Genomic DNA, 18,963 nt, shown 5'->3' on the forward strand with positions numbered 1-18,963 from the left:
TGCAGGTGGGACGACCTCTGTTCATCGGCCGCTCGCTGCGAGGCTTGAGGCTGGCACATGGCCAGGCCTCAAGCGGGCATCAGTGCGGGCGTTGCCGCCCGGATCGCTGTAGATGGTGCGGTTCAGGCGCTCACGGGTTCGCAGAGAATGGTCAGCAAGCTTTGCGCCTGTTCGGCGGCATCGCGTCCGAGGCTGGTGAGGTAGCCGCCGTCGACTTGAGTGATCAGGCCCTTGGCATGCAGCCGGGCGAACGCGGCGATGGTGGATGGGCTGGCTTCGTGATGGACCTTGAGGCCTTCCTGCAGGTTTTCCAGATTGAACTGTCGAAGGACTTCCAGTTCGGCGACCAACTCAGGGGTGTACGACATGCTCGCTCCTCGAATGGTGGGCCATTCGGCCCTTGCTTGCTGAGTGTAGTTGCTGGCCGCGCCCCTGCCTTGATCCAGGTTCGGGTTCGGCACGATTGCTGGCTGGCCGAGCGCTACGCCTGCTCGGGCAGTTCCGGCAGGTTGCGCAACAGGGCTTCGTAGGCAGCGCCGTCGAAGGGGCGATCCTCGGCGAGCATGCTGCGGATTTCATGGGCCAGCGCCAGCGCCATCATCTGCACGCTTTCCTCGCGCTCGTAGCCGACCAGCGTCAGCTTGTTCAGGGTTGCCTGGGCGGCGGCCGGCTCGCCGGCCTCCAGCTGGTTCTCGATGGCCTGGATCAGCGTGGCCTCGGCGAACGCCTCGTCGTCTTGCTCGATCTCGTTGGACATTGCGCGATTCTCTTCGGCTGGCGACGGGTTGGCGGTGTCCAGCTGGCACAGCGTGCAGCTACCGTCGTCCGGTTGATTGGTTTCGATGTAGCGTACCCGCCGATGAGCGGCCTGGCGATCTGCGCTGATGCGATAGCGCGGGCGGTCGGACTCGGACATGCGGTTTCTCCTCGATTGTGCGGCTCGCCGCTTGAGCGGGCCAGACGCCAGCGGCCGTCTTCAGTCCAGCAGGCTGAGCGTCAGGCAGAGTACTCCGAACAGGCCCCAGACCAGCGAGAAGATGATCGGCGTGCGCAGCGAGAACAGCAACGTGCGCTTGTAGCGTGTGCCGCCCGCGGGACTGTCGCCTTCGCCGAACAGCGCCGATTCGTTGTTCGGCAGGATGCCGACGCGCCCCTCCAGCTGCAGCAACTCGGCCTGCTTCTGGTGCCAGCGCTCGATGACTTCGAAGTTCGAGCGGATGCCTGGCATCGCATGCAGCGACGTCAGCAGCCCGAGCAACGCCAGCACCGCCGGCACCACCAGGCGGAACAGGTTGCCCCAGTCCGGGTTGCTGTTGGCCATCGCCGAGGCGAAGGCGATCATCAGAAACGATTGCGAGGCCAGATAGGCGCTGGTGCGCTCGGCCAGCAGCGAGGATTCGAAATGGATTTCGGCGCGGTAGAAGAGCAGGCGTTCGCGCGGCGACTCGAAGAGCTCGCCGCCCTGGGTGTCCTGATTCAACAGCAGCGTGCGCAGGTTGGCCATGCGATGTCTCCGCGAATGGATGACGACGGATTCGCCGTCGACTGCTTGTACGTCAAGCGCGCTGCGTGAGAGTTCCTCGACGATTACTGGTCAGCCGTTGCCCGCGGACGGTCGACAGGGACATCACGGCATTGCCACAGCAGCACCGCCAGCGCCAGATAGGCCAGCGACCAGCAGCCCGCCGCCAACAGCAACCAGGGCATTGGTTGCAGGCCCAGCATGGGCGGAACGATGCGTGCCAGCGCGGCCAGGCTGAGCAGCAGCGCGAAGGGGTGAATCCAGCGCCGCGCCTCGGGATCGCGGAAGCGTTGCACCAGCCGCGTACGTCCCATCACGCCGAAGGTCAGGCTGCCCAGGGCACCGACGCTCAGCGCATGCAGCGTGGCGGTTGCCGGCAGCGTCGGAATCAGTGCGCTCAGGCCGAGCAGCAGCAGGCCGAGCACGAGCCAGGCGTAGCCGAGCAGCAGCACCAGCAGGTCCGGACGTGTGCGGCAGTGCCAGGGCTGCCAGCGCAGCAGGCGAATCCCGCTGAGCACGCTGGCGGCGACCAGCATGGCGGCCGCCAGGCGCTGCAGCAGCAGCCAGGGCAGCGGCGCCAGCAGCAGGGCGAGCGCCAGCAGGATCAGCACCGCGCCTTCCAGTTGCGGCTGCACGCGGGCGTCCAGCCGGCGCCCTTCATTCTGCGCATGGCCGGCCAGCGCCGGGGCGATGACGCGTCCGCCCATGAAGAACAGCAGAGCGGCGAGTAGCAGTAGCGCCTCGTGCTGCAGCAGGCGCAGCACGCCGTAATCGAGACCGGTGGCGGTGACCGCGCTGAGCAGCGCCAGTCCGCCGACCACCGGCGCGACGGACTGGTTGCGCCACTTCTTCGCCGCACCGACGAAGCGCGGCAGCACCTTCCACGCCAACCCGGCGGCGAACAGCAACGTGGCCCCCATCGTCAGCCAGGAACCGGGCCAGAACAGCGCGCCGACGCGCGCCAGCAACCAGAAGCCGAGCAGTGACAGGATCAGCCGCAACGGTTGCGGGCCGAGCAGGTAACCGGCGACCACCGCCAGGGCGAAGCCGAACAGCATTTCCCGCGCATGACCGGCAGGCGTGACCAGCCCCGGCAGCGCGGGCAGCAGGCCCAGCAGGCCGAGTACCGAGATCGGTAGCAGCACGGCCGCATACAGCGCGGCGGCGGGAAAGAACCAGGCGTTGGCGAAGGGAAGACGCGGCTTGCGCGGGTGCATGGGCGCCTCCGGGTCGGAGCGGGCCGGCGCCCGCTCCGAGGGTGGTATCAGCGGCTGGCGAGCAGGTCGCGGCCACGCTGCACGGCGGCCCGCACTTGCTGCGGCGCGGTGCCGCCGATGTGGTTGCGGGCGTTCACCGAGCCTTCCAGGGTCAGCACGGCGAACACGTCGTCAGTGATCTGGTCGCTGAACTGGCGCAGCTCGTCGAGGCTCATCTCGGCCAGGTCCTTGCCGGTCTGCACACCATACTTCACCGCATGGCCGACGATCTCGTGGCAGTCGCGGAACGGCAGGCCCTTGCGCACCAGGTAGTCGGCGAGATCCGTCGCGGTGGAGAAGCCGCGCAGCGCCGCTTCGCGCATGATTTCGCGCTTGGGCTTGATCGCCGGAACCATGTCGGCGAAGGCGCGCAGCGAATCGCGCAGGGTGTCGGCGGCGTCGAACAGCGGTTCCTTGTCCTCCTGGTTGTCCTTGTTGTAGGCCAGCGGCTGGCCCTTCATCAGCACCAGCAGGCCTGCCAGCGCGCCGAACACGCGGCCGGTCTTGCCGCGCACCAGCTCGGGCACGTCCGGGTTCTTCTTCTGCGGCATGATCGAGGAGCCGGTGCAGAAGCGGTCCGGCAGGTCGATGAACTGGAACTGCGCGCTGGTCCACAGCACCAGCTCTTCGGAGAAGCGCGACAGGTGCATCATCGCCAGCGAGGCGGCGGCGCAGAATTCGATGGCGAAGTCGCGATCGGAGACGCCATCCAGCGAGTTGCCGGAGATCGCTTCGAAACCTAGCAGTTCGCAGGTGATTTCGCGCTGGATCGGGTAGGTGGTGCCGGCCAGCGCGGCCGAGCCGAGCGGCATGCGGTTGGTGCGCTTGCGGCAGTCGACCAGGCGCTCGTGGTCGCGCGAGAGCATCTCGAACCAGGCCAAGAGGTGATGGCCGAAGGTCACCGGCTGCGCGGTCTGCAGGTGGGTGAAGCCCGGCATGATGGTGTCGGCTTCGGCCTCGGCCAGCGCCAGCAGGCCCTGCTGCAGGCGGGTGATCTCGCCGAGGATGGTGTCGATCTCGTCGCGCAGCCACAGGCGGATGTCGGTGGCGACCTGGTCGTTGCGCGAGCGGCCGGTGTGCAGCTTCTTGCCAGTGACGCCGATGCGGTCGGTCAGGCGCGCCTCGATGTTCATGTGCACGTCTTCCAGGTCCACGCGCCAGTCGAAGGTGCCGGCCTCGATCTCGCTCTGGATGTCTTTCAGATTGGCGATGATCTGGTCGCGCTCATCGGCGCTCAGCACGCCGGCCTTTTCCAGCATGGTGGCGTGGGCGATGGAGCCCATGATGTCGTGGCGGTAGAGGCGCTTGTCGAACTCGACGGAGGCGGTGAATCGGGCGACGAAGGCGTCGACGGGCTCGCTGAAACGGCCGCCCCAGGACTGGTTGGTCTTGTCGGTGCTCATGAATGCGCTCGCTGAAATCCGAAGGCTGAGGAAAGGCCGCGATGATAGCAGGGATGACGCCGCGATCGGGCACGGCCGGAAGGGTGAGCTGGCTGGCAAATCCACGCTTTTCCGGCGCTTGCGATCGGTGGCCGGCTTGCCGATGCCGGAGGGCGCACGGAAACTGCCGGGCGGGCAAACCAACAGGCTGATCAAGTGAAGTCCACTGGCGTAACCGACGATTTCTTCATTCCCGAACTGTGCCGCGCGGAGGCGCTGCTCGGTCTGGTGCTGCTGGCCGAGCTGCTGGTGCTGGTACTGGTGCTGGCCGAACCGATGCAGCCGGGCTTCGACTGGATGCGCCTGGCGCTGACCTCGTTGTTCGTGCAATGGATCGTGCTGCTCTCGGCCGGCACGCTGTGCCTGCTGCGCCCTCTGCTGGCGCAGCTGCGCGCGGCGCTTGCGGGGCTGGTGTGCTGCGTGCTGGTGCTCGGCCTGACCCTGGCCTGCACCGCGGTGGCCGATATCTACCAGCTCGCAGGGCCGCTGCAGCGCGACGGCGAGGTCAACCTGTACCTGCGCCACGCGCTGATCAGCCTGATCATGTCCGGGCTGCTGCTACGCTACTTCTACCTGCAGAGCCAGTGGCGACGCCAGGAACAAGCCGAGCTGCGCGCGCGAATCGAATCGTTGCAGGCGCGGATCCGCCCGCACTTCCTGTTCAACAGCCTGAACAGCATCGCCAGTCTGGTGGCGCTCGATCCGGCCAAGGCCGAGCAGGCGGTGCTGGACCTGTCCGACCTGTTCCGCGCCAGCCTGGCGCGCCCCGGCACGCTGGTGGCCTGGCAGGATGAGCTGGAACTGGCGCGCCGCTATCTGTCGATCGAGCAGTACCGCCTTGGCGAGCGCCTGCAGCTGCAGTGGCAGATCGACGAGGTGCCGGCGGACCTGCCGATACCGCAGCTCACGCTGCAGCCGCTGCTGGAGAATGCGCTGGTGTACGGCATCCAGCCGCGCATCGAGGGCGGCCTGGTCAGCGTGACGGCGAAATACGCCGGCGGCGTGTTCAGCCTGGAGGTCAGCAACCCGTTCGACGAAGCGGCGCAAACGCAGGTTTCGCGCGGTACTCGCCAGGGTTTGCTGAATATCGACGCACGATTAGCGGCACTTTTCGGGCCGCAGGCGAGTCTCAGCGTGGAGCGCCGTGATGGCCGCCACTACACCTGTCTACGCTATCCATGTGCGAGACAAAAGCAGGAAGCCTGACCTCTATGAATGTCCTGATTGTCGATGACGAACCTCTGGCCCGCGAGCGCCTAAGCCGACTGGTAGGTGACCTCGACGGTTATCGTGTCCTCGAGCCGACCGCGAGCAACGGCGAGCAAGCCCTGTCGCTGATCGAAGAACTGCGCCCGGATATCGTGCTGCTCGATATCCGCATGCCCGGCCTCGACGGCCTGCAGGTCGCCGCCCGGCTGTGCGAGATGGATGCGCCGCCGGCGGTGATCTTCTGTACTGCCCATGACGAATTCGCCCTCGAGGCCTTCCAGGTCAGCGCGGTTGGCTATCTGGTCAAGCCGGTGCGCCCCGAGCATCTGGCCGAAGCGTTGAAGAAGGCCGAGCGTCCCAACCGCGTGCAGCTCGCTGCACTGACCCGTCCGGCGGCGGTTTCCGGTGGCGGGCCGCGCAGCCACATCAGCGCCCGCACGCGCAAGGGCATCGAGCTGATTCCGCTGGACGAGGTGATCTATTTCATCGCCGACCACAAGTACGTGACGCTGCGTCACGCTGGCGGAGAGGTGCTGCTGGACGAGCCGTTGAAGTCGCTGGAGGACGAGTTCGGAGAGCGCTTCGTGCGCATCCACCGCAACGCGCTGGTGTTCCGCGATCGCATCGAGCGCCTGCAGCGCACGCCGCTGGGGCATTTCCAGCTGTACCTCAAGGGCCTCGAGGGCGAGGCGCTGACGGTCAGTCGCCGACATGTCGCCGGCGTGCGCAAGCTGATGCAGAACCTCTAGGCGCAGGAAGGTCGTCCGCGCTGATTGCGCGCGGCACGGTGCGGGTGGCAGCCCGTTGCCGGTTTGCCGCCGCGCCTTACCGGGTCGTCGATGCGGCGGTGTTCCTTGATTCCTGCCAACCCAGCGACGCCGCCGGCCCTGTTATCATCGCCGGCAATTCACTGGTTCTGGATTAGCCCATGTCTCGCGAAATTCGCATCGCCACCCGCAAGAGTGCCCTGGCCCTGTGGCAGGCCGAATACGTCAAGGCCCGCCTGGAGGCGGCGCACCCCGACCTGACCGTCAGCCTGGTGCCGATGGTCAGTCGCGGCGACAAGCTGCTCGACGCGCCGCTGGCGAAGATCGGCGGCAAGGGGCTGTTCGTCAAAGAGCTGGAAACCGCGCTGCTGGAGAACGAGGCGGACATCGCCGTGCACTCGATGAAGGACGTGCCGATGGAGTTTCCTGCCGGGCTCGGCCTGTACTGCATCTGCGAGCGCGAAGACCCGCGCGACGCCTTCGTTTCCAACACCTACGACAGCCTCGACGCGCTGCCAGCCGGCGCGGTGGTCGGTACCTCCAGCCTGCGTCGCCAGGCCCAGCTGCTGGCGCATCGCCCCGACCTGAAAATCCAGTTCCTGCGCGGCAACGTCAACACCCGTCTGGCCAAGCTGGATGCCGGCGAGTACGACGCCATCATCCTCGCCGCCGCCGGGCTGATTCGCCTTGGCTTCGGCGAGCGCATCCGCTCCAGCATCGGCGTCGACGAGAGCCTGCCGGCCGGCGGGCAGGGTGCGGTCGGCATCGAATGCCGCAGCGCCGACAGCGAAGTGCACCAGCTGCTCGCCTGCCTGAATGACTCCGCGACCGCTACGCGCGTCACCGCAGAACGTGCGCTGAACAAGCGGCTGAATGGCGGCTGCCAGGTGCCGATCGCCTGCTACGCGGTGCTCGAGGGTGAGCAGCTGTGGCTGCGCGGCCTGGTTGGCCAGCCCGACGGCAGCCTGTTGCTGCGCGCCGAGGGTCGTGCGCCGGCCGCCGAGGCCGAGGCGCTGGGCGTGCGCGTCGCCGAAGACCTGCTGGCACAGGGCGCCGAGCGGATTCTCCAGGCGGTCTACGGCGAGGCCGGTCACGCGTGAGCGGCTGGCGCCTGCTGCTGACCCGGCCGGCCGACGAATGCGCCGCGCTGGCGGCGACGCTGGCCGAGGCCGGAATCGACAGCGCCAGCCTGCCGCTGCTGGTGATCGAGCCGCTGCCGGAAACCGCCGAGCAGCGCGCGACCATTCTCGAACTGGACCGCTACTGCGCCGTGGTCGTGGTCAGCAAGCCGGCCGCGCGCTTGGCGCTGGAGCTGCTCGATCGTTACTGGCCGCAGCCGCCGTTCGGCCAGCGCTGGTTCAGCGTCGGCGCGGCGACCGGGGCGATCCTCGCGGACTACGGCCTGGATGTCAGCTGGCCGCAGACCGGCGACGACAGCGAGGCCCTGCTGGCGCTGCCGCAGCTGGCCGAGGCGTTGGCGGTACCGGCGCCGAAGGTGCTTATCGTGCGTGGCGAGGGCGGACGCGAGTTTTTTGCCGAGACCCTGCGCGCGCGCGGCATGCAGGTCGACACGCTGGAGCTTTATCGCCGTTGCTTGCCTGAGTATCCGCCGCATGCGCTGATGGATCTGGTAGAGGCGCAGCGGCTCAACGGGCTGGTGGTCAGCAGCGGCCAGGGGCTGCAGTCGCTGCATGCGCTGGCCGGCGCCGCCTGGCCTGATCTGCTTGAATTACCCTTGTTCGTACCCAGCCCCAGGGTCGCCGAGATGGCCCGACAGCTGGGCGCCAGACGAATCGTGGATTGCCGTGGCGCTGCCGCCACGGCCTTGCTGGCGGCCGTACGCAGCACACCGCGGCCTGCCTTCTGAAGCAAAGGACGGAAATGTGAGCGAAACAGACAAGAACGAGCCGCTGCAATCTCCGGCCAGCACGCCGGATCCCATCGCCAACGACGCCCGCAAAAGCGCCCCGGCCAAGCCTGCCCGCCAGGGCGGCGGCAAGGCGCTGTCTCTGCTGGCGCTGCTGTGCGGCGTCGCCGGTATTGCCGTGGCCGGCTACAGCGTCTGGCAGGTGCAGCAGTTCGCCGCTCGCGATGCACGGCAGGCGCAGGCGCTGCAGACCGCTGACGCGCAGGCGCAGCGCCTGGTCGAGGCCGATCGGCAGCTAGCCAGCCGCCTGACGCCCCTGGAACAACTGCCATCGCCGGCGGAGCTGGACGAGCAGCGGCGCCTGCTCGCCGCGCTGCAGAGCGACCAGCAGCGCCTCTCCGGGCGCGTCGAGCAGGTGCTTGGCGCCAGCCGTGAGGAGTGGCGGCTGGCCGAAGCCGAACATCTGCTACGCATGGCGATGCTGCGCCTGTCGGCCATGCAGGACGTGAAGAGCGCCGAGATGCTGGTGCACGAGGCCGACCTGATCCTGCAGAAGCAGGACGATCCGGCCGCCTACGCTACCCGGCAGAAACTGCTCGAAGGACTCGAAGGCCTGCGCAGCCTGCCGGATCTCGACCGCACCGGGCTGTTCCTGCAGCTCGGTGCGCTGCGCGGGCAGACCAGCCGGCTCAGCGCGCTGGCGCCGGAATTCGTCAACGGTGAGGCGCTGCCGGGCGATGCGGTGCAAAGCCGCTGGCAGCGCTGGCTCGACGAGCTGATGCGCTACGTGCGCATCGACTTCGACGCCGGCGCCAACGTCAAGCCGCTGCTCGCAGGCCAGAGCCTGGCGCAAGTGCAGCTGGCGCTGTCGCTGGCCATCGAGCAGGCGCAGTGGGCGGTGCTCAACGGCAATACCGAGGTCTACCAGCAGTCGCTGGAGCAGGCGCGCAGCATGCTGCAGGACCACTTCAGTGAGGATAACGGCGACGCCCGCGGGCTGCGCCAGCGCATCGAGGCGCTCGCCGGACGGCAGGTCGCGGTGGCGCTGCCCGACCTGGCGCCGGCGCTCAAGGCGTTGCAGGTCTACGTGCAGAAGCGTGAAACCCCTGACAGCAGCGAGCCAGAGCCGGAGCAGCCGGCGGCCGAGACGGAGCAGGAGGCGCAGCGCACATGAAACGCCTGGCTCTCGTTCTCATCCTGATCCTGGCGATCGCCGGCTTCCTCGGCTGGGCCATCAGCCAGAGCGCCGGCTACGTGCTGATCACCTACGATCGCTTCCGCTACGAATCCAGTTTCTGGGTTTTCCTCGGGCTGATCGCCGCCTTTTGGCTGCTTGCGGTGTTGCTGCATCGCCTGCTGGGGCTGCTGCAGCTGTCCGGCGCACTGGTCAACCCGTGGTCACGGCGGCATCGCGCGCGGCGGGTCGAGAACGCTTCGCGGCGCGGCATGCGCGAGCTGGCCGAAGGGCAATGGCAGCCGGCGCTCGGGCATCTGCGTACCGCCGCCGAACACGACCGCCAGCCACTGGTGCATTACCTGGGCGCGGCCCGCGCTGCCAACGAACTGGGCGAACATGAGCAGAGCGACGAATTGCTGCGTCAGGCGCGGGAACGTGAACCGCAGGCCGCGCTGGCCATCGGCCTGGCGCAGGCACAGCTGCAGATCGCGCGCGGCCAGTACGCCGAAGCACGGGCGACGCTGAGCGCGCTGCACGACGAACATCCGCGCCATCCCTATCTGCTGGTGCAGTTGCAGCAGCTCTATGTGCAGCTGGAAGACTGGCCCGCGCTGTGCCGGCTGCTGCCGGATCTGCGCAAGCAGCGCGTGCTACCGGCGGCGCGTCTGGACGAACTGGAGCGGCTGGCCTGGACCGCCGCTGTCGAGCAGGCCGCACAGACCGAGGCTGGCACGGCGGAAGAGGCGCGCCAGGCGCTCGAACAGCGCTGGCAGTCGGTACCCGCTGCGTTGCGTCACGAACCGCTGCTGGTGCGCGCCTACGCCGACGGCCTTAGCCGGCTCGGCGCCGAGGCGAAGGCCGAGGAAGTGCTGTACGCCGCGCTCAAGCGTCAGTTCGATGATCGCCTGGTCGAGCGCTACGGCTGCGTTCAGGGGCGCGATTCGGCTCGTCAGCTGGCACATGCCGAAGGCTGGCTCAAGGCGCACCCGGACAATGCTGCGCTGCTATTGGCGCTCGCGCGGCTGAGTCTGCGTAACGAGCTGTGGGGCAAGGCGCGCGATTACTTCGAGGCGAGTCTGCGCATCGAACACCGCCCGCAAACCTGCGCCGAACTGGCGCGCCTGCTCGCCCAGCTGGGTGATGCGCAGCGCAGCAACCAGCTGTTCCACGAAGGGCTCGGGCTGCTGGATCGCAATCTGCCGGCACCGCTCTGACGGTGGGCGACACCCGCCGTTGCGCGGGTGTCGCCGTTCGCAAGCCAGGCGCCGCAGCTTGTAAGCGGTCGTCGCTTTCCTCTACCGTAGCGGGCTTTTCCTGCCTGCGGAGCTCCCATGAACCTGGCCAGCCCACGTTCGCTTTTCCTTCTCGCCTTCCTTGCCTGCGTCGCGATGATGGGCGCTGCGCTGTATCTGGAACATGTGGTCGGTCTGGCGCCTTGCCCACTGTGCATCGTGCAGCGGATCTGTGTGATCGGCTTCGGCGTGGTCTGTCTGATCGCTGCGCTGCATGACCCGGCACTGACCGGTCGGCGCCTGTATGCCGCGTTCGCGTTGCTGTTTGCCGTTGCCGGAGGCGCCACGGCGATCCGCCAGATCTGGCTGCAGAGCGTGCCGGCTGAAGAGCTGCCGAGCTGCCTGCCGAGCCTGGAATACATGATGGAAGCGCTGCCCTTCCAGGAAATTGCCCGTCTGGTGCTGCACGGCACCGCCGAGTGCGCGGAGGTCAGCTGGACCCTGCTGGGCATGAGCATTCCGGAGTGGACGTTGCTGGCGTTCATCGGCATGGCAGCATTCTGCATCTGGCAGATGCTGCGTCGCGGCTGATCGTCGCGCTTCGTCAGCGAACCTGCTTCCCGTTCGAGGGTCAGTGAGAAAGCGCAGATGATGGCTCGGGCACTGTAATTCCGGTGCTCATCCGGGAGCCGGAATGCAGGGGGACAGGCGGGCGGAAAAAACGCTGGCATTGCTTGAAGCCTGATGCGCGGCAGCATAGTCTGCTCGTGCGGTGACGGAAATTCGCCGATTGCACCGCCACTCACCCAAGGCCGATGCCGAAAGACAAAAAACGTCTCGGAAAGGCGAAAAAGTATTTCGATTAGGGAAGTGAGGTCATCATGCTCGAGAGCTGTCGGAACGCCCAGGAACGCTGGGGTGGTGTGCATCTGCTGATTGACCGCTGGCTGCAGGAACGTCATGCGCTCGTCAACGCATTCGACGGGCTGCATGTGGAAAGCGATTCCGCAACGCGCCAAGCCCTGCAGAGATTCTGCCAATTGCTGGTCGACTACGTGTCCGCCGGCCACTTCGAGATTTACGAACAGCTGCTTGCCGAGGCCAAGGCCTTCGGCGATGCGCGTGGCATCGAACTGGCCAAGCAGATCTACCCGCGCATCGAGGTCATCACCCAGGTGTCGCTCGCCTTCAACGATCGCTGCGAGAAAGGTGACTGCCTCGGTAGCCCTGGCTTGGGTGACGAGCTTCGGCAGCTAGGCCAGCTGTTGCACGAGCGCTTCGAACTGGAAGACTGCCTGATCGAAGTGCTGCACACCGCGCACAAGCAGGTCGCCGTCACGGCCTGAGCCTCTGGATCGCGTTCCGTTCGCCGCGCCGCGGGCCTCACAGGCCCTCTGGCGGGCGGCCTGGCGCGCGTCTAGTATGGCTCCATCGAACCCGCCAGGAGGCACCTTCATGCCCGCGAAGAAGAAGTCGGTTAACACCCCGCTGCATCTGCTAGAGCAATTGGCGAACACCCTCGTCGACCATCTGGACAAGGCCTGCCAGCTGGCACTGCAGGATGCCGAAGGTACGCTGGGCAAGCTGGAGAAGCAGCGCGGTAAGGCCCAGGAGCGACTGGCGAAGGCCCGTACACGACTGGATGAAGCCGGTCGTGCTGGTCGCGCCAAGGCTCAGGGCAAGGCGCGCACGCGCATTGCCGAGCTGGAGGAGCTGATGGCGTTGCTGCAGGCGCGCCAGGGCGAGATGCTCGGTTACATTGCCGAACTCAAGCGTGACATCGCTCAGAGCCTGCATCTGGCGCAGGGCGTGCGTCAGGTGGGTGATTCCGCCGCGCAGGCGTTGCAGACGCGCAATTCGTCTGCGGAAACGGCGGCGACGAGCGCCAGCGCGCGCAAGCCGGCAGCACGAAGCAGCCGTGCGCCGGCTGCCGCCGCCAAGCCGGCCACCACCCGGGCGCGCCCGGCGAAGGCGCCGGCGAGCAAACCTGCCGCCAAGGTCGAGCCGGAAGCGGCTGCGCCGGCGGCCAAACCCGCGCGTAGCAGGCCGGTCGCGAGCAAGCCGGCGGTAACGTCGACGCCGGCGGCCACGCCGAAGCCGGCTACCAAGAAACCCGCGGCGCGCAAGCCGGCCAAGTCCAGCGGTGCAACCACTCAGGCGCCGCGCAGCTCCAGCTGAGTCCGCCGCGCCGCGTCGCGCAGCACCGCCAGGGCTGCGCGACTGCTTTCGCTGTCCACGGGCAGCAGCGCCTCCAGCCAGTGCGCCTGCTGTGCGCTCGCCGGCCAGGTTTCACTGCAGCGCTCCAGGCGCTCCAGCAAGACGCGTTCTCCTTGTAACTCCAGCGATTTGAGCTGTTCGCGCAGCCGATGCAGCGCGGCATCCTGCTGCGCTGCGGCACGCCATTGCTGCCGCAGCTGGCGCAGCGGTTGGAGATGCTGTTGCCAGGGTGTGGCGATTGCCGTGAGTTGCCCCAGGCGCACCGGATCGGATGCGCTGCCGCGCACTTCCAGCCAGGCGCCACACAACAGCAGGCAGACGTCGGCGCCTTGCGCTTGCAGGTCCAGGCAGGCGGACTCCACGCCGGGACGGGCATAGCAGGCGAGAGCGAAGGTCCAGAGATCGGTGGTGGGCATGGGCTCGGTTTTTTTTGTCGGCGCCCGACCGCATTTCGGGCGAGCTGATAAACTCCGCCGCCATTATGATCCGACTTCAGAACCTCACTCTACAGCGCGGCCCCCAGTGTCTGCTGGAAGGCGCCGAGCTGACCCTGCATCCTGGCCAGAAGGCCGGTCTGGTAGGCGCCAACGGCGCCGGCAAATCCACCCTGTTCGCGCTGTTGCGCGGCGAGCTGGTGCCCGATGGCGGCGACTGCCAGCTGCCGCCAGACTGGCGCATCGCCCATATGCGTCAGGAAATCGAGACGCTCGATCGGCTGGCGGTGGATTACGTGCTCGATGGCGACGTCGAGCTGCGGCGCATCCAGCGTGATCTGGTCGCGGCAGAGCAGGCGCACGACGGCAACGTGCTGGCGCGCCTGCATACCGAGCTGGACAACGCCGACGGCTACAGCGCCGATGCGCGCGCGCGCAAGCTGCTCGCCGGGCTGGGCTTTTCCCACGAGCAGATGGCCCTGCCGGTCGGCAGCTTCTCCGGCGGCTGGCGCATGCGCCTCAACCTGGCGCAGGCGCTGATGTGCCCGTCCGAGCTGCTGCTGCTGGACGAGCCGACCAACCACCTCGATCTCGATGCGATCCTCTGGCTGGAGGATTGGCTGAAGAGCTATCCGGGCACCCTGCTGCTGATTTCCCACGACCGCGACTTCCTCGATGCGGTGGTCGATCACGTCATTCATCTCGAGCAGCGCACGCTGACGCTCTATCGCGGCGGCTACTCGGCCTTCGAGCGCACCCGCGCCGAGCGCCTGGCGCAACAGCAGCAGGCCTACGAGAAGCAGCAGGCGCAGCGCGCGCACATGGAGAGCTTCATCCGCCGCTTCAAGGCCAAGGCGACCAAGGCGCGCCAGGCGCAGAGCCGGATCAAGGCGCTGGAGCGCCTCGAGGAGCTGGCGCCGGCCCATGTCGATTCGCCGTTCGACTTCAGCTTTCGCGAGGCCGACAAGGTTTCCAGCCCGCTGCTCGATCTGGCTGAAGGCCGGCTCGGCTACGGCGACAAGATCGTGCTGGACAAGGTCAAGCTACAACTGGTGCCCGGCGCACGGATCGGCCTGCTGGGGCCGAATGGTGCGGGCAAGTCGACGCTGATCAAGACCCTGGCCAACGAGCTCAGTCCTATCGCCGGGCGTCTGCAGCGTGGCGAGAATCTGGTGATCGGCTATTTCGCTCAGCATCAGCTGGATGCGCTCGATCCCAAGGCCAGTCCGCTGCTGCATCTGCAACGCATCGCTTCCGGCGAGCGCGAGCAAACGCTGCGCGACTTCCTCGGCGGTTTCGATTTTCGTGGCGAGCGCTGCGATGAGCCGGTGCTGAATTTTTCCGGCGGCGAGAAGGCGCGCCTGGCGCTGGCGCTGATCGCCTGGGGCAAGCCGAACCTGCTGCTGCTCGACGAACCGACCAACCATCTCGATCTGGAAATGCGTCTGGCGCTGACCCTGGCTCTGCAGGATTTCGAAGGCGCGGTGCTGGTGGTTTCCCACGACCGCCATCTGCTCAAGAGCACCACCGACGAGTTTCTGCTGGTGGCCGACGGTCAGGTGCAGTCGTTCGATGGTGATCTGGAGGACTACGCACGCTGGCTGGTGGATTACCGCGCGCGCCAGCAGCCTGCAACGGTCAACGAGGGCGCGCCGGACAAGACCGACCGCCGCGCCCAGCGCCAGGCCGCCGCGGCGCTGCGCCAGCAACTGGCACCGCACAAGCGGCAGGCCGACAAGCTGGAGAAGGACCTTGGTGGCGTGCACGAAAAGCTCGCCGAGCTGGAAGACCGACTCAGCGACACGGCGCTCTACGAGGCGGCGCGCAAGGACGAGTTGCGCGAGCTGCTGGCGCGTCAGGCCGAACTGAAGGTGCGCGAAGGCGAGCTGGAGGAGGCCTGGCTGGAAGCGCTGGAAACCCTCGAAAGCCTGCAGGCGCAACTGGAGGCCAGCGCATGAACGAGCGCCTGCTGACCGTCTTCGGCCCGTGGCGCGAACCGCTGCTGCTTGGCCTGCAGGTGCTGTTGATCCTGCTGGTGGCCTACGTGCTGCAGCGTCTGGTGGCGCGTGGTCTGACCCGTCTGGGCAGTCGCTATCCGCTGCCGCCGGAGTTGCTGCTGCCGGTGCGTGGCGGCATCCGCTGGTTCATCATGGGTGGTGCGCTGATCATGGTGCTGGAGCGCCTCGGCGTATCCGCCACCGTGTTGTGGACGGCGATTTCCGGCTTCGTCGCGGTGGCGGCCGTGGCCTTCTTCGCAATCTGGAGCGTGCTGTCCAACCTGCTTTGCGCCGTGCTGATCCTCACCGTCGGGCCGTTTCGGCTCGGTGATGTGGTGGAGATCGTCGAGGCGTTCGACAAGCCCATCGTCAAAGGCCGCGTGATCGACATCAATCTGCTCTACACCACCCTCGAGGAGAGCGCCGAGAGCGGAACCGGCGCCATCGTTCAGGTGCCCAACAGCTTGTTTTTCCAGAAAGCCGTGCGCCGCTGGCGCGGCAGCGACATGCAGTTGACCCCACAACCCCCCAACGAGAAGTAAATCCCTATGGAATGGCTGAGCAACCCGGAAATCTGGGTCGCATTTCTAACCCTGACCGCCCTGGAAATAGTCCTTGGCATCGACAACATCATCTTCATCTCGATCCTCGTCAGCCGGCTGCCCAAGGCGCAGCAACCGAAGGCGCGCTTCTTCGGTCTGGCGCTGGCGATGGGTACGCGGATCCTGCTGCTGTTGTCGATTGCGTGGGTCATGCGCCTGACCGACGACCTCTTCACCGTCTGGGAGCAGGGCGTCTCCGGGCGCGATCTGATCCTGTTCTTCGGCGGCCTGTTCCTGCTGTTCAAGAGCACTATGGAAATCTGGCACAGCGTCGAAGGTGAGGAAGAAGAGCAGCACGGCGCCGGTGGCGCGGTGAAGGCCGGCTTCCTTGGCATCATCCTGCAGATTGCGGTGATCGATATCGTCTTCTCGCTGGACTCGGTGATCACCGCCGTGGGGCTGGTGCAGAACGTGCCGGTGATGGTCGCGGCCATCGTCATCGCGGTGCTGGTCATGATGATGTCGGCGGGAACCATCAGCGATTTCATCGAGAAGCACCCGACCCTGAAGATCCTCGCGCTGTCGTTCCTCATCGTGGTCGGCACCCTGCTGATTGCCGAGGCCTTCGGCGTGCATGTGCCCAAGGGCTATGTCTACTTCGCGATGGCCTTCTCGCTGGGCGTCGAAGCGCTGAACATCCGCATGCGCAAGGCGATGGGACGCAAGCTCAAGGAGCCGGTGAAACTGGGCAAGGACGTGCCGGACTGATCGCCGGCCTCGTGCAGCGCCCGACCCTCGTTCAACCAGGAGATGGAACATGACGCTTGAAACCTGGCTTGCCTTCTTCGTCGCCTGCTGGGTGATCAGCCTGTCGCCTGGCGCCGGCGCCATCGCCTCGATGTCCTGCGGGCTGCAGTACGGCTTCTGGCGCGGCTACTGGAACGCTATCGGCCTGCAGCTGGCGCTGGTCCTGCAGATCGCCATCGTCGCCGCCGGTGTCGGCGCGGTGCTGGCGACCTCGGAACTGGCGTTCGGCCTGATCAAGTGGTTTGGCGTCGGCTACCTGCTGTGGCTGGCGCTCAAGCAATGGCAGGCGCAACCCGAAGCGCTGGACGATTCCGCTGCGCCGCGCCCGATCGGGCGGCCGCTGAGCCTGGTGCTGCGCGGCTTTCTGGTGAATGCCAGTAATCCCAAGGCAATCGTGTTCATTCTCGCCGTGCTGCCGCAGTTCCTCGATCCGCAGCGACCGCTGGTGCTGCAGTACACGGAAATGGCCGCGACGATGGTGGCGGTCGATCTCGTTGTCATGGCCGGTTATACCGGCTTGGCAGCCCGGGTGCTGCGCCTGCTGCGCACGCCGCGCCAGCAGCGGCTGGTCAATCGCAGCTTTGCCGTCATGTTTGCCGGTGCGGCCGCGTTGCTGGCGACCGTCAGGCGCGCCGCCGCGTGAGCACGCAGCGAATGCGCGTCTGGATCGACGCCGACGCCTGCCCGCGTGCCGCCAAGGATCAGGTGGTCAAGTTCGCCCTGAAGCGCGGCTTCGAGGTGTGGCTGGTGGCTGGGCAGAGCCAGGTGAAACCGGCGTTCGCCTGTGTTCGGCTGGTCGTGGTGCCGAGCGGTCCGGATGCGGCTGACGACTATCTGGTCGAGCATGCCGTTCCGGGCGATCTGGTGATCTGCAGCGACGTGCCGCTGGCCGATCGTCTGGTGAAGAAGGGCGTGGTCGCGCTCGATCCGCGCGGGCGCGAGTTCGATGAGCGCAACATGGGCGAGCGCCTGGCGGTGCGCAACCTGTTCACCGATCTGCGCGAGCAGGGCCAGGTCGGCGGCGGTCAGGCCGCCTATGGCGAGCGCGAGCGCCAGGCGTTCGCCAATGCCCTGGATCGGCTGCTGACGCAGCTGATGCGGCGCCAGTAGGGCGGGCGGCATCCGCCCTGCGCCTCAGCCGCACAGATAGGTTCCGGTTCCTACCGCGACCAGCAAGCCCTCCTCGTTGTGCAGTTCCGAGCGTACGACCGCCACCTTGTTGCCTGCGCGCAACGGCACCGCGCTGGCGCTGAAGCGCTTTCCACGTCCGGGGCGCAGGTAGTCGATGCGCAGGTCGATGGTGCCGAGCCGCGCCAGGCGCGTCGCACGTTCATGCTCGGTGAGATGCCGGTGCCGGTCGAATACGCCGAGCATCGCCGTGGCGCCGCCGGCGACATCTAGCAGCGAGGCAATGACGCCGCCATGCAGGATGCCGTGGACGAAGTTGCCGACCAGCTCGGGCTTCATCGACAGGTGCATGACCACGCGTGAGGTCGAGATTTCGTCCAGTTCAATGCCCAGTGCCTGGTTGAAGGGGATGCGCTCGAACATCTCGCGTACCGCCTGAGCCTGTTCGGCAAGCAGCGTGTCGTCGTTCATGATCGGTTTCCTGCGTGGACGAGTATCAACGCTGCCTCACGGACGCCCGGCTGAACAGAGCGACGGCGCGAGTACCCGCGGGTTTGGCGAGTTTCACGCAAAAAAATCCCGGGTTGCCCCGGGGATTCTTCTGGCGATGCCTGTCAGTCCTCGCTGGCCAGTTCGAGCACGCGGTCGACCAGTTTGTAGATGCCGGCGGCGGCCTCGCTGATCGATTCGGCAAGCATGTAGGCCGGAGTGGTGACGAGCTTGTGTTGCGGGTCTTCGACGATGTCGCCGACTTCGCATGCCTGGTGCTCGGCGCCCATCGTGACCACCGCACGGGCGGCGTCGGCGTCATCGCTGCCCAGCGTGCAGACCACGCCGGCGCCGAAGATCTGCGCCGCCATCGTCGGTGCGATACACATCAGGCCGACCGGCTTGCCGGCCTGGGCGAAAGCCTGGGCCAGCGCCAGCACCTCCGGTAGCACCTTCGCCGCTGCGCCTTCGGTAGCAAAGGTCGACAGGTTCTTCGCCGCGCCGAAGCCGCCGGGCATGATCAGGGCGTCGAAATCTTCGGCGCGGGCCTCGCGCAGGTCCTTGATCTGGCCACGCGCCAGTCGCGCCGATTCGGTGAGCACGTTGCGCGACTCGGGCATCTCTTCGCCGGTGAGGTGGTTGATCACGTGGAGCTGCGGCACGTTCGGTGCGAAGCACTGCACCTGCGCGCCGCGCTGGTCGAGGCGCAGCAGGGTGATAACGCTTTCGTAGATTTCCGAGCCGTCGTAGACGCCACAGCCGGAAAGGATCACGGCGACTTTCTTGTTCATAGCGATACTCCTGGTCTAGACACGGCCGAGCGGGCCTGCGCATGCGCTGATGCTAAAACGCGAGCGGATCGCAGGTAAGCCCTCCT

Annotated in this window: 23 protein-coding genes; 15 read left to right on the forward strand and 8 right to left on the reverse strand. The window is 66.9% G+C overall.

The features are described from left to right. Window positions 1-122 precede the first annotated feature (122 nt). The 5 genes from AC0ZJQ_RS02070 to argH all read right to left on the reverse strand — a co-directional run bounded on the left by AC0ZJQ_RS02070 (window position 123) and on the right by argH (window position 4,181). A complete protein-coding gene (locus AC0ZJQ_RS02070) occupies window positions 123-368 on the reverse strand; it encodes a TIGR02647 family protein (protein ID WP_155551133.1) in 246 nt (81 codons plus the stop codon). Window positions 369-481: 113 nt separating this feature from the next. Further along, the gene (locus AC0ZJQ_RS02075) at window positions 482-916 is read right to left on the reverse strand and encodes a hypothetical protein (RefSeq protein WP_178091666.1); all 435 of its coding nucleotides are present in this window, start codon (window positions 914-916) and stop codon (window positions 482-484) included. Between the two features lie 60 nt (window positions 917-976). Next, window positions 977-1,504 (reverse strand): hypothetical protein, encoded by a 528-nt coding sequence (locus AC0ZJQ_RS02080; protein ID WP_008568355.1) that lies wholly within the window; start codon window positions 1,502-1,504, stop codon window positions 977-979. Between the two features lie 83 nt (window positions 1,505-1,587). After that, on the reverse strand, window positions 1,588-2,739 hold the full coding sequence (locus AC0ZJQ_RS02085; protein WP_155551132.1) for an NnrS family protein: 1,152 nt from the start codon (window positions 2,737-2,739) through the stop codon (window positions 1,588-1,590). Between the two features lie 47 nt (window positions 2,740-2,786). Further along, entirely contained in the window at window positions 2,787-4,181 is a 1,395-nt protein-coding gene (argH, locus tag AC0ZJQ_RS02090) for an argininosuccinate lyase (RefSeq protein ID WP_155551131.1), read from the reverse strand. Here argH and AC0ZJQ_RS02095 point away from each other — a divergent pair. The 10 genes from AC0ZJQ_RS02095 (at window position 4,174) to AC0ZJQ_RS02140 (ending at window position 12,650) form a co-directional block, all read left to right on the forward strand. Next, window positions 4,174-4,380, forward strand: a complete 207-nt coding sequence (locus tag AC0ZJQ_RS02095) for a hypothetical protein (RefSeq protein WP_301620592.1) — start codon at window positions 4,174-4,176, stop codon at window positions 4,378-4,380. The genes argH and AC0ZJQ_RS02095 overlap by 8 nt on opposite strands. Then, complete coding sequence (locus AC0ZJQ_RS02100) at window positions 4,377-5,426, forward strand: sensor histidine kinase (protein WP_476477273.1); 1,050 nt, start codon at window positions 4,377-4,379, stop codon at window positions 5,424-5,426. The genes AC0ZJQ_RS02095 and AC0ZJQ_RS02100 overlap by 4 nt, the downstream gene beginning before the upstream one ends. A gap of 5 nt (window positions 5,427-5,431) precedes the next feature. Continuing rightward, on the forward strand, window positions 5,432-6,178 hold the full coding sequence (locus tag AC0ZJQ_RS02105) for a LytR/AlgR family response regulator transcription factor (RefSeq protein WP_008568350.1): 747 nt from the start codon (window positions 5,432-5,434) through the stop codon (window positions 6,176-6,178). 179 nt (window positions 6,179-6,357) lie between these two features. Beyond that, on the forward strand, window positions 6,358-7,296 hold the full coding sequence (hemC, locus tag AC0ZJQ_RS02110) for a hydroxymethylbilane synthase (protein WP_167136839.1): 939 nt from the start codon (window positions 6,358-6,360) through the stop codon (window positions 7,294-7,296). Continuing rightward, on the forward strand, window positions 7,293-8,063 hold the full coding sequence (locus AC0ZJQ_RS02115) for a uroporphyrinogen-III synthase (RefSeq protein WP_167136842.1): 771 nt from the start codon (window positions 7,293-7,295) through the stop codon (window positions 8,061-8,063). Before hemC ends, AC0ZJQ_RS02115 begins: the two co-directional genes overlap by 4 nt. Window positions 8,064-8,079: 16 nt before the next feature. After that, window positions 8,080-9,237, forward strand: a complete 1,158-nt coding sequence (locus AC0ZJQ_RS02120) for a uroporphyrinogen-III C-methyltransferase (protein WP_167136845.1) — start codon at window positions 8,080-8,082, stop codon at window positions 9,235-9,237. Continuing rightward, entirely contained in the window at window positions 9,234-10,454 is a 1,221-nt protein-coding gene (locus AC0ZJQ_RS02125) for a heme biosynthesis HemY N-terminal domain-containing protein (RefSeq protein ID WP_167136848.1), read from the forward strand. Before AC0ZJQ_RS02120 ends, AC0ZJQ_RS02125 begins: the two co-directional genes overlap by 4 nt. A 117-nt stretch (window positions 10,455-10,571) precedes the next feature. Continuing rightward, window positions 10,572-11,063 (forward strand): disulfide bond formation protein B, encoded by a 492-nt coding sequence (locus tag AC0ZJQ_RS02130; protein ID WP_003286054.1) that lies wholly within the window; start codon window positions 10,572-10,574, stop codon window positions 11,061-11,063. A 290-nt stretch (window positions 11,064-11,353) separates the two neighbouring features. Further along, window positions 11,354-11,818, forward strand: coding sequence for an Rsd/AlgQ family anti-sigma factor (locus AC0ZJQ_RS02135; protein WP_008568343.1), 465 nt, complete (start codon window positions 11,354-11,356; stop codon window positions 11,816-11,818). A 109-nt stretch (window positions 11,819-11,927) separates the two neighbouring features. Further along, a complete protein-coding gene (locus AC0ZJQ_RS02140; RefSeq protein WP_314020062.1) occupies window positions 11,928-12,650 on the forward strand; it encodes an AlgP family protein in 723 nt (240 codons plus the stop codon). Here the strand turns inward: AC0ZJQ_RS02140 and AC0ZJQ_RS02145 are convergent. Continuing rightward, window positions 12,626-13,105 (reverse strand): TIGR02444 family protein, encoded by a 480-nt coding sequence (locus AC0ZJQ_RS02145; protein WP_237263908.1) that lies wholly within the window; start codon window positions 13,103-13,105, stop codon window positions 12,626-12,628. The genes AC0ZJQ_RS02140 and AC0ZJQ_RS02145 overlap by 25 nt on opposite strands. A gap of 65 nt (window positions 13,106-13,170) precedes the next feature. Here AC0ZJQ_RS02145 and AC0ZJQ_RS02150 point away from each other — a divergent pair, with 65 nt between their 5' ends. Genes AC0ZJQ_RS02150 through AC0ZJQ_RS02170 form a run of 5 tightly spaced genes read left to right on the forward strand, consistent with a single transcriptional unit; the run spans window position 13,171 to window position 17,579 of the window. Beyond that, window positions 13,171-15,081, forward strand: coding sequence for an ATP-binding cassette domain-containing protein (locus tag AC0ZJQ_RS02150; protein WP_237263911.1), 1,911 nt, complete (start codon window positions 13,171-13,173; stop codon window positions 15,079-15,081). Continuing rightward, window positions 15,078-15,662 (forward strand): mechanosensitive ion channel family protein, encoded by a 585-nt coding sequence (locus AC0ZJQ_RS02155; RefSeq protein ID WP_008568337.1) that lies wholly within the window; start codon window positions 15,078-15,080, stop codon window positions 15,660-15,662. Before AC0ZJQ_RS02150 ends, AC0ZJQ_RS02155 begins: the two co-directional genes overlap by 4 nt. A 6-nt stretch (window positions 15,663-15,668) precedes the next feature. Further along, a complete protein-coding gene (locus AC0ZJQ_RS02160; RefSeq protein ID WP_043297906.1) occupies window positions 15,669-16,430 on the forward strand; it encodes a TerC family protein in 762 nt (253 codons plus the stop codon). Window positions 16,431-16,479: 49 nt separating this feature from the next. Further along, window positions 16,480-17,112 carry a LysE family transporter gene (locus AC0ZJQ_RS02165; protein ID WP_008568335.1) on the forward strand — a complete coding sequence of 211 codons (633 nt, stop codon included), beginning with the start codon at window positions 16,480-16,482 and terminating at the stop codon, window positions 17,110-17,112. An 11-nt stretch (window positions 17,113-17,123) separates the two neighbouring features. Beyond that, window positions 17,124-17,579: a YaiI/YqxD family protein gene (locus AC0ZJQ_RS02170; RefSeq protein WP_008568334.1), complete on the forward strand. Its 456-nt coding sequence runs from the start codon at window positions 17,124-17,126 to the stop codon at window positions 17,577-17,579. Window positions 17,580-17,603: 24 nt separating this feature from the next. On the opposite strand, the gene AC0ZJQ_RS02175 is transcribed toward AC0ZJQ_RS02170, so the two are convergent. Both AC0ZJQ_RS02175 and elbB read right to left on the reverse strand, forming a co-directional pair. Further along, entirely contained in the window at window positions 17,604-18,068 is a 465-nt protein-coding gene (locus tag AC0ZJQ_RS02175; protein ID WP_008568333.1) for a thioesterase family protein, read from the reverse strand. A 143-nt stretch (window positions 18,069-18,211) separates the two neighbouring features. Beyond that, window positions 18,212-18,877: an isoprenoid biosynthesis glyoxalase ElbB gene (gene elbB, locus AC0ZJQ_RS02180; protein WP_008568332.1), complete on the reverse strand. Its 666-nt coding sequence runs from the start codon at window positions 18,875-18,877 to the stop codon at window positions 18,212-18,214. Between the last annotated feature and the right edge of the window lie 86 nt (window positions 18,878-18,963).

This window comes from Stutzerimonas sp. 21-1 (assembly GCF_056336065.1).

Excerpts from the sequence above, each read along its gene's own strand:
- AC0ZJQ_RS02175 (WP_008568333.1), bottom strand. The coding sequence starts at position 18,068 with ATGAACGACGACACGCTGCTTGCCGAACAGGCTCAGGCGGTACGCGAG.
- AC0ZJQ_RS02075 (WP_178091666.1), bottom strand. The coding sequence starts at position 916 with ATGTCCGAGTCCGACCGCCCGCGCTATCGCATCAGCGCAGATCGCCAG.
- AC0ZJQ_RS02125 (WP_167136848.1), top strand. The coding sequence starts at position 9,234 with ATGAAACGCCTGGCTCTCGTTCTCATCCTGATCCTGGCGATCGCCGGC.
- AC0ZJQ_RS02085 (WP_155551132.1), bottom strand. The coding sequence starts at position 2,739 with ATGCACCCGCGCAAGCCGCGTCTTCCCTTCGCCAACGCCTGGTTCTTT.
- AC0ZJQ_RS02155 (WP_008568337.1), top strand. The coding sequence starts at position 15,078 with ATGAACGAGCGCCTGCTGACCGTCTTCGGCCCGTGGCGCGAACCGCTG.
- AC0ZJQ_RS02080 (WP_008568355.1), bottom strand. The coding sequence starts at position 1,504 with ATGGCCAACCTGCGCACGCTGCTGTTGAATCAGGACACCCAGGGCGGC.
- AC0ZJQ_RS02160 (WP_043297906.1), top strand. The coding sequence starts at position 15,669 with ATGGAATGGCTGAGCAACCCGGAAATCTGGGTCGCATTTCTAACCCTG.
- argH (WP_155551131.1), bottom strand. The coding sequence starts at position 4,181 with ATGAGCACCGACAAGACCAACCAGTCCTGGGGCGGCCGTTTCAGCGAG.
- AC0ZJQ_RS02145 (WP_237263908.1), bottom strand. The coding sequence starts at position 13,105 with ATGCCCACCACCGATCTCTGGACCTTCGCTCTCGCCTGCTATGCCCGT.
- AC0ZJQ_RS02150 (WP_237263911.1), top strand. The coding sequence starts at position 13,171 with ATGATCCGACTTCAGAACCTCACTCTACAGCGCGGCCCCCAGTGTCTG.
- hemC (WP_167136839.1), top strand. The coding sequence starts at position 6,358 with ATGTCTCGCGAAATTCGCATCGCCACCCGCAAGAGTGCCCTGGCCCTG.
- AC0ZJQ_RS02140 (WP_314020062.1), top strand. The coding sequence starts at position 11,928 with ATGCCCGCGAAGAAGAAGTCGGTTAACACCCCGCTGCATCTGCTAGAG.
- AC0ZJQ_RS02130 (WP_003286054.1), top strand. The coding sequence starts at position 10,572 with ATGAACCTGGCCAGCCCACGTTCGCTTTTCCTTCTCGCCTTCCTTGCC.
- AC0ZJQ_RS02105 (WP_008568350.1), top strand. The coding sequence starts at position 5,432 with ATGAATGTCCTGATTGTCGATGACGAACCTCTGGCCCGCGAGCGCCTA.
- elbB (WP_008568332.1), bottom strand. The coding sequence starts at position 18,877 with ATGAACAAGAAAGTCGCCGTGATCCTTTCCGGCTGTGGCGTCTACGAC.
- AC0ZJQ_RS02135 (WP_008568343.1), top strand. The coding sequence starts at position 11,354 with ATGCTCGAGAGCTGTCGGAACGCCCAGGAACGCTGGGGTGGTGTGCAT.
- AC0ZJQ_RS02170 (WP_008568334.1), top strand. The coding sequence starts at position 17,124 with ATGCGCGTCTGGATCGACGCCGACGCCTGCCCGCGTGCCGCCAAGGAT.
- AC0ZJQ_RS02165 (WP_008568335.1), top strand. The coding sequence starts at position 16,480 with ATGACGCTTGAAACCTGGCTTGCCTTCTTCGTCGCCTGCTGGGTGATC.
- AC0ZJQ_RS02070 (WP_155551133.1), bottom strand. The coding sequence starts at position 368 with ATGTCGTACACCCCTGAGTTGGTCGCCGAACTGGAAGTCCTTCGACAG.